Source organism: Sphingobium sp. RS1 (genome assembly GCF_056156825.1).
The window spans coordinates 422,944-435,703 of the sequence record NZ_JBLZXE010000003.1 but is presented as its reverse complement, the minus strand read 5'-3'; the positions used below and the strand labels follow the sequence as shown (position 1 = coordinate 435,703).

General features: G+C 62.0%; 10 protein-coding genes. 5 read left to right on the top strand and 5 right to left on the bottom strand.

The genetic code is table 11. The features are described 5' to 3' along the window. A complete protein-coding gene (locus ACNHGR_RS21915; RefSeq protein WP_184272987.1) occupies positions 1-795 on the bottom strand; it encodes an enoyl-CoA hydratase/isomerase family protein in 795 nt (264 codons plus the stop codon). A 97-nt stretch (positions 796-892) separates the two neighbouring features. Between ACNHGR_RS21915 and ACNHGR_RS21910 the strand changes: the two genes are divergently transcribed. The 3 genes from ACNHGR_RS21910 (at position 893) to ppk2 (ending at position 3,397) form a co-directional block, all read left to right on the top strand. Further along, positions 893-1,654, top strand: coding sequence for a glucose 1-dehydrogenase (locus ACNHGR_RS21910; protein ID WP_475288921.1), 762 nt, complete (start codon positions 893-895; stop codon positions 1,652-1,654). 14 nt (positions 1,655-1,668) lie between these two features. After that, positions 1,669-2,409 carry an antibiotic biosynthesis monooxygenase gene (locus ACNHGR_RS21905; protein WP_475288920.1) on the top strand — a complete coding sequence of 247 codons (741 nt, stop codon included), beginning with the start codon at positions 1,669-1,671 and terminating at the stop codon, positions 2,407-2,409. Between the two features lie 70 nt (positions 2,410-2,479). Beyond that, positions 2,480-3,397: a polyphosphate kinase 2 gene (gene ppk2 / locus ACNHGR_RS21900; RefSeq protein WP_475288919.1), complete on the top strand. Its 918-nt coding sequence runs from the start codon at positions 2,480-2,482 to the stop codon at positions 3,395-3,397. A 19-nt stretch (positions 3,398-3,416) separates the two neighbouring features. Here the strand turns inward: ppk2 and ACNHGR_RS21895 are convergent, their stop codons facing one another. Then, positions 3,417-3,863, bottom strand: a complete 447-nt coding sequence (locus ACNHGR_RS21895) for an Lrp/AsnC family transcriptional regulator (protein WP_475288918.1) — start codon at positions 3,861-3,863, stop codon at positions 3,417-3,419. Next, positions 3,863-5,797, bottom strand: a complete 1,935-nt coding sequence (locus ACNHGR_RS21890) for an isoaspartyl peptidase/L-asparaginase (RefSeq protein ID WP_475288917.1) — start codon at positions 5,795-5,797, stop codon at positions 3,863-3,865. The genes ACNHGR_RS21895 and ACNHGR_RS21890 overlap by 1 nt, the downstream gene beginning before the upstream one ends. A gap of 168 nt (positions 5,798-5,965) precedes the next feature. Here ACNHGR_RS21890 and ACNHGR_RS21885 point away from each other — a divergent pair, with 168 nt between their 5' ends. After that, complete coding sequence (locus ACNHGR_RS21885; protein ID WP_475288916.1) at positions 5,966-8,758, top strand: TonB-dependent receptor plug domain-containing protein; 2,793 nt, start codon at positions 5,966-5,968, stop codon at positions 8,756-8,758. Between the two features lie 21 nt (positions 8,759-8,779). On the opposite strand, the gene ACNHGR_RS21880 is transcribed toward ACNHGR_RS21885, so the two are convergent. Together ACNHGR_RS21880 and ACNHGR_RS21875 are read right to left on the bottom strand one after the other, a co-directional pair. Next, positions 8,780-9,763, bottom strand: coding sequence for a transporter (locus ACNHGR_RS21880; RefSeq protein ID WP_475288914.1), 984 nt, complete (start codon positions 9,761-9,763; stop codon positions 8,780-8,782). A gap of 48 nt (positions 9,764-9,811) precedes the next feature. After that, the gene (locus ACNHGR_RS21875) at positions 9,812-11,428 is read right to left on the bottom strand and encodes an inorganic phosphate transporter (protein WP_184272966.1); all 1,617 of its coding nucleotides are present in this window, start codon (positions 11,426-11,428) and stop codon (positions 9,812-9,814) included. 198 nt (positions 11,429-11,626) lie between these two features. On the opposite strand from ACNHGR_RS21875, the gene ACNHGR_RS21870 reads away from it, so the two are divergent. Beyond that, entirely contained in the window at positions 11,627-12,697 is a 1,071-nt protein-coding gene (locus tag ACNHGR_RS21870) for a VOC family protein (RefSeq protein ID WP_475288913.1), read from the top strand. The last annotated feature ends 63 nt before the right edge of the window (positions 12,698-12,760 follow it).

Sequence of the window (12,760 nt, the reverse complement as noted above, 5' to 3'; positions counted from 1 at the left end):
TCAGCGATTGTTGAAGCTGGCCTGGCGCTTCTCCTTGAGCGCGGAGAGGGCTTCCTTCAGATCCTCGCTGGTCATGGCATATTGTTCCAGCGCCATGGCGAATTCAAAATGGTCGAGCGCGGCGCGCTGCATCGAATGATTGAGTGCGCGCTTGGTATATTGGACCGCGAGCGGCGGCAGCGCGGCAACCTTGGCAGCGAGTTGCTGCGCCAGCGGCAGTGCCTGTTCGGGGTCGTCCACCAACTCGCTGATTGCACCAAGGCTGTGCGCTTCTTCCGCGCCGATCGGATCGCCGGTCAGCAAGTGCCGCTTGGACTTGAGCAGGCCGAAGGCGGCGGGCCAGACCAAAGTGCCGCCATCGCCCGCGACCAGACCGACCTTCACATGCGGATCGCCGATCCTGACATTGCGCGAGGCGACGATGATGTCCGCTGACAAAGCGAGCGATGTGCCCAGGCCATAGACATCGCCTTGCAGCGCGACGATTACCGGGACAGCGATTTCCGCCATGCCATGAATGACGCGGCGCCCATTGTCATAGGCATCCATGCGGGCGTCATAATCCTCGATCAGGCGATGAATCTCGTCGAAATTGCCGCCGGCCGAAAAGCAGCGACCGGTGGAGGCGATGACGAGCGCGCGCAGCTTGCCGGGGCGGCGCAGCCTTTCGATCACCGACACGATCTCGCCGGTCATCGCCTCGTCCATCGAATTCAGCACGTCGGGGCGATTGAGCGTCAGCGTCGCGACATGGTCCTGCTCCGCATAGATGATGGACGTAAAATCGCTGGCCATGTGCCCTCCCCGAAATTTGATTATCTGCGTATGATAATCTTGCGAACTTATTTTGCAATCCGTATCGTTACCCTAAATCGGATCGTGGAGAGGATATATGGCAAAGCGGTTTGACGGACGCGTCGCGTTGGTCGTGGGCGGTACATCGGGGATCGGGCTGGCGACGGCGCAGGCCTTTGCCGCGGAAGGCGCGCGGGTGATGATCGCCGGCCGACGGCTGACAGAAGGTGAGGAAGGCGTAGAGGCGATCTGCGCTGTCGGCGGCACGGCCGATTTCGTCCAGACGGATATTACCCAGCCCGAGTCGGTCGCGGCGATGGTGGCGAGGACCGTCGAGACATTCGGCGCCCTGCATGTCGCCTATAATAATGCCGGCATCACCGGCACAGTTAACCTGTCTGTGGAGGATGCCGACCTTGTCATGTTCGAGCAAGTGATGGCAATCAACGTCACCGGCACATGGCTGGCGATGAAATATCAGGTGCCTGCCTTACTGGCGTCCGGCGGCGGCGCCATCGTCAATTGCGGGTCGGTGGCGGGGTTGCGCGGCAGTCCGGGATGCAGCGCCTATTATGGCAGCAAGCATGCAGTGCTGGGCATGACCAAATGCGTAGCGCTGGAAAATGCGGCGCGGGGCATTCGCGTCAATGCCGTCTGCCCCGGCCTAGTGATGACCGATCTGGTCGAGGCGGGCTTTGCCGGCGCGGAAGACAAGCTGGCGATGCTGACTGCCAGAATCCCGATGCAGCGCCCCGGCCTGCCACAGGAAGTGGCGGGTGCGGTGCTGTGGCTGGCGTCGGAGGAGGCGAGTTTCATCAACGGCGTGGCCTTGCCGGTCGATGGCGGCACGGCAATCTAAAGGGGGAGCAGGTGATGGAGAAGATCTACGGTTTCGTGCCGATTGCCATTCATGACGGCAAGACCGCGGTATTTGAGGCGGCGGCGCGCGCCTGCCACGAGGCCATCCTGCCTGACATGACCGGCACCCAATATTATGAATGGTATTTGAGTGCGGACGGGCGGCAGGCCTATGTCATCGAGGTGTATGATGATCCGGCCGCGCTGGCGCTGCATGGGAAAATGCAGGATGGCCGGGTGGCGGCGGTCATGGCCCATGCCGACCTGTCGATCAGTTTCGCCGGGCAGGTGCCAGATGCCGTGCAGGACCGTATGCGGCAAAAGCTGGGGCAGGTCGAGTATCTGGGACCGCTTGCCTTCGGCAGGATGACCGATCCGGCGCCGCATCGCGTACCGCCGCCGGGCGACGAACGATTATGTGCCCTAGCCTGGTTCCGCCCGCGTGAAGGGCAGGCGGTACGGTTTCGCGATCTGGCGCGGCAGGCCTATGACCATGCCTGTGCAGCCGATCCGGGTACGCTCGGCTATGAGTGGTTCTTCGATGCAGACGGCAATTGCGTGGCGCTGGACGTCTATCGCGATCCCGATGCAATGCTGGCCCATATGCGCAATTGCGGGCCGATCATGGCGCAGATGCTGGACATTGCCGACGCGCACACGATCCTGTTTGGAGCACTGCCACCGGAGATCGAGGCGCGGCTGCGGCCGGAACTGGGGATCACCCGCTTTCCAACGCGATTGCACGGCATCGGATAGCGTGTGCGTAAACGGCTTGTCATCAGCGGGTGCGAGGAAGGGCCATTGCCATCGCACCGAAAGTGACACCATGACCTTCGACGACCCGACCTTCGCCATGGACCGTATCAAGGCGGAGATTGCCGACAGTTTCGACGAGGAACTGGAGATGGAGATCGATGAAGGCCGGCTGGAAACGATGCTGGCCGACATGGAGGAGCATCCAGATCGCGAGCAACTGGAACGGCGCACCTATTTTCGCGAGCTATTTCGCCTCCAGCACGAACTGATCCGATTGCAGGACTGGGTGGTGCACAAGGGGCTCAAAGTCGTCGTCCTGTTCGAGGGTCGCGATTCCGCAGGCAAGGGTGGAGCCATCAAGCGGATCACCCAGCGGCTGAACCCGCGCGTCTGCCGCGTCGCTGCTCTGCCCGCTCCCAATGAGCGCGAGCGCACCCAATGGTATTTCCAGCGCTATGCCGCACATCTGCCCGCAGCCGGTGAGATCGTGTTGTTTGATCGCAGCTGGTATAATCGTGCCGGCGTCGAACGGGTGATGGGCTTCTGTACGGAGCAGGATGTCGAGGAATTTTTCCGGTCGGTGCCGGAGTTCGAGCGGATGCTGGTGCGGTCTGGCATTATCCTGGTCAAATACTGGTTTTCCATCACCGACGAGGAGCAGCAGTTCCGCTTCGCCATGCGAATCCACGATCCTTTGAAGCAGTGGAAGCTGTCGCCGATGGACGTGGAATCACGGCGGCGCTGGGAGGATTATACCCGCGCCAAGGAATCGATGTTGGAGCGCACCCACATAGCCGAAGCGCCATGGTGGGTGGTCGAAGCCGTTGACAAGAAGCGTGCGCGGCTCAACTGCATCGCGCATCTCCTGGAGCAAATCCCTCATGAGGATGTGCCCAAGGCGCCGGTGATATTGCCCGACCGGGTGCGCAATGCCGATTATATCCGCCATCCGGTTCCCGACCATATGATCGTGCCGGATCGCTTCTGACTGGCATCGAAACGGAAGGTCAGCGCTCCAGCTTCGTGGCCAGCAACAGCAGGGTCGTCGTCTTTTCGATACCGTCCAACTGGCCGATATCATCGATAATGTCGTTAAGTTCCGCGCCGCTTTCCGCCTCCAGCACGGCGATGATGTCATATTCGCCGCTGATGGCGTGGACGGCCTGAACATGGGCGATCGATATCAGTGCGTTTTCGACCGCACGGCGATGGCGAGGCAGCGTCTTGATCATCATATGGGCGCGCATGCGGCTGGCGGAAAATTCGGTGCCGAGGCGGATGGTGTAGCCCGCGACGATGCCGTCTTCCTCCAGCCGGGCGATGCGGGAGTAGAGATGGCCGCGCGAGACGCCGAGTTCCTTGGCGAGTTGGGCGATCGGCTGGCGCGAGTCCTGCCGCAGCAGCGTCAGCAGCCGCTCGTCCACTTCGTCAAGGCGCTGGCCGCCATGGGGCATCATTGCCCCATGGCTTCATCCGCGAACATTGCGGTCTGCGGTTCGGTATCGGCCGACATGCGACCACGATACATGCCGAGGTCATTGATGGCAAAGGCCGGTACGCCATCGACACCCATGGCGATCAGGCCACCGTCGCCGCCGATGGCACCGACCGCATCTATGGTCGATTGCGCGGCGTCGGCGATGGTCTGGCCATGCCAGGCGACCCGATCACACAATTGACGCGCGGCGCTTTCGCGGATGAAATATTCGCCCGATCCGGTGGCGGAGACGGCGCACTGGCCATTCTTCGCATAGGTGCCGGCGCCTATGATCGGGGAGTCGCCAACCCGGCCCCAGCGCTTGCCGGTCATGCCACCGGTCGATGTCGCCGCCGCCAGATTGCCCTGCTGGTCCAGCGCCACTGCACCGACGGTACCAAACAAATGGGTGCGATCGACCGCCGCCGCCTGCTTCCTGCGCCAGGCGAGCAGTTGCTGCCAGCGTTCCTCGGTGCGGAAATAGGTGGGGTCGACCTGCTCCAGTCCCTGTTCGACCGAGAAGCGATCGGCGCCCGGCCCGGCGAGCATGACATGGCGGCTCTTGTCCATCACCGCGCGGGCCAGATCGACCGGGTGGCGGGTGCGGGTGACGCCGGCGACCGCGCCGGCCTTGAGCGTCGCGCCGTCCATGATCGCGGCGTCCAGTTCGTTGCGCCCCTCTGCCGTGAAGACCGCGCCGCGCCCGGCATTGAAGAGCGGGTTATCCTCCAGCACCCGCACCGCAGCCTCGACCGCGTCGAGCGAGGTGCCGCCCTTGTCGAGGACCACGCCGCCAGCGCGCAGGGCTGCGTCGAGGCCGGCGCGATAGCCTTTCTCCTTTTCGGGCGTGAAGCTGCTGCGTTGGATCACGCCCGCCCCACCATGGATGGCAAGCGACCAGCGGGGCGGCTGTGCCACCTTGCCGCCCTGCGCGCTATAGATACGCTCGAACAAGGGGCGGTCGACCTTGCCCTGCGGTAGGTGCAGGACGGAGTTGGCGCCGATCCCCGTCACCTTGATGCGGGCCACGTTGAGCGGACCTTTGGGGTCGAGGCCGCGCAGGCTGCTGCCGTCGACCAGCCAGGCGCTGCCGTCGGGATCGGTGGCGTAGATGCGGCTGCGGCCATCCGGTTCGACCGCGAGCGCCGCGCTTTCATCGACGCCAAGGCCCAGCATGGCAGGCTGGTCGACCGGGCGCCCCGCCTGCGCCTTGGCCACGAAGGCGAAGAGGCGGCCTAGACGGTCACGCTCCTTGAAATGCGTGTCGGTGACGATGCCCTTGAGCAGCGAAAGGTGCAGGAAATCGCCTTCGATCGTATTGGCGGGGCCGAAGGGGGCTGCCAGCGCTTCGGGGCTGGTGATGCTGCCGTCGTCCATCGCGCCATAAAGTTTCTCGCCCAGCATGGCCAGGCCGGCGCTGGTTCCGGCGATCGGCTTGCCCGCCGCGACATGGGCGTCGAGCAGTTCGGCGACCGGCGTGCCCTTCCAGAAGCGAACATAGCGCGCCTGATCGCCGCCGGCGATGAAGATGCCGTCGGCCCGTTTCAGGCTGGCCAGCATCTTCAGGTCAGTCGCAGCCGCGCGATCGGTAAAGACATAGGTCTCGGCGGACTGGATGCCGCCAATCTCGCGCATGAACTCCTCGCCGATCTCCGGGCCGTAGGAGGCGCGCAGGATGACGATATGGCCATGGCCCGCTTTTGCGAAGAACCATTGCATCGCGTCATGATTGCGATCGCCCCCGCCCATCAGCAGCAACCCGCCCGACACCGGATCGGGTGTGGGCGTGGTCAGCTTGCCCAGGCTGTAATGGCGATAGGCCGCCTCCTTCGCCTGCGCCCCAGAACCCATAGCTGCCATGCTAGTCGCCACGGCGGCCAACGCGATCAGGGCCTTCAGCCTGCGCCGCATATCAATCTCCTTCTTTCGATATGCGCATTTTCATGTCACATATTGTCCACAGCGCAAAACAATATGTTCCTTTCGGCAATCAGTCTGATTGAAACGGAAAGCCATTTCTGTTGTAATATGCAGAAATATGGGGACATGCGGCACCAGGAGCCGTGAACAGGGGGTTATATGCGGTTGTCGGGAACAGTACGTCTGGCGCTCGCTCTGGGATGCAGCCTGCCAGCGCTGATCGGCGGGGCGATGGCGCAGACAGCGGCGGAACCGAGCGGCGAGAGTGACATCATCGTCACCGGATCACGCATCCCCCGCGCTGCGCAGGAAGGGCCGGCGCCGGTCACGACCATCACCGCCGACACGATCCGCGCCAATGGCTATACCAGCGTGCCCGACATATTGCGCGCCGTGACGCAGAATGGCGGCGAGACGCAGAGCCAGCAAAGCTTCAGCGGCGCCAGCTTCACGCCGGGGGCGCAGCAGGTCGACCTGCGCGGGCTTGGTCCCAATCATACGCTGGTGCTGGTCAATGGCCGCCGCATCGCCGACTTCCCCCTGCCCTTCAACGGCCGCAGCAACTTTACCGACGTATCCAACATTCCGCTGGGCCTGATCGAACAGGTCGAAGTGCTGAGCGGCAGTGCGTCCGCCATTTACGGGTCGGACGCGATCGCCGGCGTCATCAACTTCAAGCTGAAGGACAAGGTGGACGGCACGACGCTGGACTATCGCCATGGCCGTACCGAGCATGGCGGCGGCGCGTCGCACCGGATCACTGCGACGACGGGCTGGTCGAACGATCGTTTCCATATCGTCGCGGGCGCGGAATATCTGCTGCAAAAGCCGCTATGGGCCTATCAGCGTAAGATACAGGACAGCCGGGCCGATAACCCTACGACGACAACCCCGCTCGCTGGACGCACATTCCTGCGCTATGATCCCGATGCCGATGAATATGTCGATCCGGGTACCGCGACCTGTGGGGCGCTGTCCTACCTGAATGGTGGATCGACCTATTATGCGTCACGCCCCCGCTACGGCGCATATGACGATGCGCTGGAGGATTATGGCCCCGGCTATTTCTGCGGTAGCAACACATCGGTCGGCTATGGCACCATCATCTCGCGGCGCGAGGGCTTCAACAGCTTTGCCTCAGCCGGGTACGAGCTTTCTGATTCCGCGCACCTGTTCGTCGATGCGCAATTCGGCATCAGTAAAGTCACCCTGATGCGCAATATCCTCAAATGGAGTTACCAAGATCCGTCTGGCAGCAGCGATGCCAGCTTCTACAATAGTTTCGATAACAGGCTGGACGACTGGAACCGAGAGTTCACGCCGGAGGAATCGGGCGGTTTCGGCAATGTGATGACCCGCAACCGGCAGCAGACGTTCAGCATCACGCCGGGGATCAAGGGCAGCTTCGCCGACAAATGGTCCTATGAACTGTCCTACAACCACAGCGAATATAAGGCGAAGGTCAAGTTCCCGCAGATCATCGCGGCCAAGGCTAATGCCCTATTCCTGGGCGAGCAGCAGGGCGTGGACGAGGATAGCGGCTATCCCATCTTCAACGCCGATCCGGCCAGGCTCTATACCCCGCTGACCCAGGCGGAATATGACAGCATCGCCGTGTACAGCGTTTATAATCCCAAGAGCTGGACCGACAATCTATCCGCCACGCTGACCAGCACAGAATTGTTCAGCCTGCCCGCCGGGCCGGTCGGCTTCGCGGCGGTCGCGGAAATCGGCAAGCAGGGTTATGACCTCAATCCCGATCCGCTGGCACTGACCGACTATTATTACGGGCTGAAGGATAGCGCGGGCAAGGGCAAGCGCAGCCATTGGGCGCTGGGCGGCGAGTTGCGCGTGCCGGTGACCAGCTTCCTGCAATTGTCGGGTGCGGCGCGGTTCGACCATTTCCGTTTTGCCGGCAATGGCATCGGCAAATTCACCTATAATGCCGGCGCCGAATTGCGGCCGACCAGCACATTGCTGCTGCGCGCCGCCTATGGCACCAGCTTCCGCGCACCCGACCTGCACTATGTCTTCACCGGGCCGGGCAACACCCACCCGTCAGCGACCGACTATTATAGCTGCCGCACCGAGGAGCCGGACGAGGATCTGGGCGATTGCAGCTATGCCGACGAGGGCATCGTCGCCCAGCGCAACGGCAATCGCGCGCTGAAGCCGGAAACGGCCAAGTCGCTGAACGCCGGCATCGTCTGGTCGCCGTCGCGCCATTTCGACGTGTCGGTCGACTATTTCCGCGTATCGCTGTCCAACCAGGTGCAGGATCTGGATATTGATACGCTGCTGCGCGACGAGGCGGACTGCCGGATCGGCGCGACCATGGGCGGCGCCGCGGTCGATATCAATTCGCCCACCTGCCAGGATGCGCTGGCCCGCGTCCACCGCTTCGCCAGCGGGGTGAATGAAGGCTATCTGGACTCCGTGTCGATCAACCCGATCAACATCGCGCATGAAAAGACCAGTGGTATCGACATCGCGGTCCATGGCAGCGTGCCGACCAGCTTTGGCGAGTTCAGCCTTTCGGTGGCGCACACCCATGTGTTCGACCACAAGTTCCGCCAATATCCGGGCGATGCGTCGATCAACAAGCTGGCGGCGACCAGCGGCTATTATATCCCGCGCGACAAGAGCACGGCCAGCATCACCTGGGCGGTCGAAGGGCTGAAATGGACGCTGGAAGGACGGCGTCTGGGCAAGCTGCCCAATTATGACGAGGACGCCTATATCAAGGCGAGCTACCTGTTCAATTCGACGCTGCAATATGACTTCACCGACCATCTGCGCGGGTCGCTGTCTGTCACCAACCTGCTGGATCGCAAGCCGGTGAAGGACGTGACTTATGCCAGCTATCCTTATTATGACATTAGCTGGTTCGACAGCGTTGGCCGCAGCATGTTCATGCAGTTGACATATAAGCTGGGCGGATCAGCGCTCTGATCTAGTGGAAATATTGGGGGTTCATCGGCGCATGAACCCCATTTGCCTTAGCAACCAATAGGTGATGCCGGCCGCGCTGCCCGCGATCAGTGTCGCCACCAGCGTACCGTGCGGACCATCCGCCAGCGGCATGCCGCCGGTGTTCATGCCGAACAAGCCTGTCACCAGCGTCGCCGGCAGCATCAGCGCGGTGACGATGGAAAGGATGTAGAGATTCTGGTTGGTGCGCTGCGCCGCCTGAATGTCTACTTCGTCGCGCAACAGGCGCAACTGGCCCTGCACACCCAATATGTCAGCATCGACCGCTTGTAGCCGCTGGGCCAGCTTCTCTACGGTGGGCAGCAGCGTCTCTGGTAGTTCTTCATCCTCCTCCAGCCGCTGAAACACGCCCCGCATGCCGGTTAGCAGGCGGTGGATTTGCGCCAGCCGGCGGCGGATGCGGATCAGGTCGCGCGGTTCGGGGGGATGATGGCCATCGAGAAACGCATCTTCGGCGCCCTGCACATCATGGCTGAGCGTGCGGGCGATGTCCGCGATATTGGCGGTGATCGCACCGACCAGAAGATCCAGCGCCTGCGCGGGACCATCGACCGTCGCACCTCCGCCGCGTTCCAGCCGGCTTCGGGCGATATCCGCCGATCGCAACGGATGCAGCCGCATCGTCAGCATGAGCGCGGGCGTCAGTGCAATGCGCAGGGCACCGATCCGGTCGGTATCGGCGACGTCGAAGTCGCGCTCGAAATCATGCAGGACACAGCCGACATTATCACCGTCCACCAGCGCCCGCTGGTGCGTGTCGGGCGCCAGCAGCAAATCGCATATCTGCGGCGAGAGTTGATCGCAGCCGGCGATCCATTGTCGCGTGCCATGATTGGCCAGATTGAGATGCAGCCAGCGGAACCTGCCACCGGCTTCTGAATCGCAGCGGGTGACGGCGTTCGTACCGCCATCACCTGCAAAGTCGAGTCCCCAGATCAGGCCCGGCCCCATCCCCTCCACGGGCATGGGAGTCTGGAAAGGTGGATGTGATCCGGACGTCGTATGCCGCCTCCGTCAGAAAATCTGGGCGAAGATCATGTAGAGGCCGCCCGCGAGCGCGATCGACACCGGCAAGGTCAGCACCCAGGCCATCAGCAGGTTGCGGATCGTACTCATCTGCAAGCCGGACCTGTTGGCCGCCATGGTGCCGGCGACGCCGGATGACAGGACATGGGTGGTCGATACCGGCAGGCCCAGATGATCCGCGCCAAAGATCGTGCCCATGGCTACCAGTTCGGCCGAGGCGCCCTGCGCATAGGTCAGGTGCGACTTGCCGATCTTTTCGCCTACGGTAACGACGATGCGCTTCCAGCCGACCATCGTGCCCAGACCCAGCGCGAAAGCGACGGCGACCTTTACCCAGGTCGGGATGAAGCGCGTACCGGCGTCGAGCGACTTCTTATAGGTGGCCAGCGTTTCGCTGCTGGCGGCAGACAGACGTGCTTCCTTGTCCTTGCCGAGGCGCTTGATCGCTTCGGAGGCGAGGTACATGTCGTTGCGGATATTGCTGACGGCGGCCGCCGGGATCTGTGCCAGCGAGCCATATTCGCCGACCTGCCGGTCGACGTCGCGGATGACCGTGGCAAGCGCCGGCACGGTGGTAGCCGACAGCGTCTTGTCGGCTATATAGCTGGTGACGGCCTTACGCGCAGCAACGACATCTGTATCGGCCGCTGATGCCGCATTCAACACATTGGCCGCGGCGACGCTGTTCTGGTGGAATTCGATCGTATAGCGTTCCGGCACGGCACGGTTGAGCGCATAGGCCGTGGGCACCGTACCGATCAGGATCAGCATGATGAGGCCCATGCCCTTTTGTCCATCATTGGAACCATGGGCGAAACTGACGCCGGTACAGGTGAAAATGAGCAGCACGCGGATCCAGAGCGGCGGCGGCACGCCGTCCCTGGGTTCCTGGTATAGTTCCTCCTTGCGGATCAGAACCTTCATGGCGATGAACAGCAGGGCCGCGACACCGAAGCCGATCAGCGGCGAGACGAGCAGTGCCTGCCCGATTTCCGTCGCCTTGCTCCAGTCGACACCGGCCGTCCCGCTCTTCCCGTGCATCATTGCATTGGCGACGCCCACGCCGATGATCGATCCGATCAGCGTATGGGAAGAGGAAGATGGGATACCCAGCCACCAGGTAGCGAGATTCCACAGGATCGCAGCGATCAGCAACGCGAAGACCATGGCGAAGCCGGCATTGGAGCCGACTTGCAGGATCAATTCGACGGGCAGCAGCGACACGATGCCAAAGGCGACGGCTCCGGTCGACAGCAGCACGCCCAGAAAGTTGAAGAAGCCCGACCAGACGACTGCGACATTGGCGGGCATCGCATTGGTATAGATGACCGTCGCAACCGCATTGGCCGTGTCGTGGAAACCGTTCACAAATTCGAAACCCAGCGCGATCAGCAAGGCGATGAACAGCAGGATGAAGGGCAGATAGGTGGTCGCCTGAACCCCGGCCGAACTGGCATCGGCATAGATGCTGTATCCGACATAGACCAGCGCGGACAGGATCGCGGCGCCAAAGCCGATAGTGCCGACCAGCCCCAGACCCTTGTCGAGGTCGGGCCTGCCGATCGTCCTGTCCATGGCACGATCCATGGGAATTGTCGCGTTCATCCGAATCGTCTCCCGGTGCGGGCATAATGGGAATGGATATTTGCCTAGGCCGGGTCAGTGACAACTTGGTTGCACCCGCCGTCCCAGGGGCAAAGAGAGGCATAGGCATTCAGCCCTTCGCTACCTTTGATCCGATACTTTGAATTTCTCCTCCCCTTCCCCGCTGTTCATAAGAAACGGCGTGAAAGAGGAGATATTATGAGCATCCTGGGAGTGGAGAGCGTCTTGTTCGGCGTGTCGGACCTGGCCGAACATGCCCGTTTCTGGGCCGATTTCGGTCTGCCCGTCGAAAGCATCACTGACAATGAGGCGGTGTTCCGGCTGGCATCGGGTAGCCGGGTCATCATTCTGTGCCATGGCGACACGCGCCTGCCATCGCCCGACCCCTTCCCCGGCGACGGGCTGAAGCTGACCATATGGGGGGTCGATACGGCTGACAATCTGGAACGGATCGCCAGCAGTCTGGCTACCGAGGTCGACGTCGCCCGCGACGCCGATGGCACGGTGCGGGCGACATGTCCGGACGGCCAGCCGATCGCCCTTCGGGTCTGGGAAAAGCGCAGCTTCGTCAGCGAAGCCAGTCCGGTCAATACGCCGGCGAGCCACCCCCGTTTCAACCAGCATCGCATCTGGCGCCAGAAGGCAATCCCCAAGACGATAAACCATGTCGTCTTCTTCTCACCCGATTATGTCGGCAGTTTCGAATTTTACGAACGCCATCTGGGCTTCCGCTACATCGACCATAGTCGGGGCACGGGTATCTTCGCCCGCGCCGGTGGCACCTATGAACATCATTCGATCTTCTGGGTGAATTGCGACCTGCCGATCGCGCCGGACCATTTCAAGTTCATGCATATCGCCTTTGGCTGCGACGATATCGACGAAGTCATGCTGGGCGCCAATATCATGGACGCGAAGGGCTGGAAGAACCAGAGCATGAACAGTTCCGGCGGCATTTCCCGCCACCGCATTTCCAGCGCCATCTATTATTATTGCGACATGCCAGGAAAGGCCGGCGAAGCGGAATATCATGCCGACACCGATTATCTGGACGACAATTGGGTACCGCGCGCCTGGGACTTCCGGTTCGGATCGCTGCTCTGGTCGAACAACGCGCCGCCCATTTTTCGCGGCGACAATATTCCTTGGGACATGCAATTCGATGCGGACCGGTCGAGTTTCGACCCCTATCGCAAGGCCAAACCGGGCAAGCAACCGATCGAAGGCAAGCTGAGCGAACTGACCGAGGATGATGAACACGCCATCTGAAGACTGAAAAGGGGGCCCAGGCCCCCTTTTTTGGATCAGTATTGTCGATGATGATGCGTATCT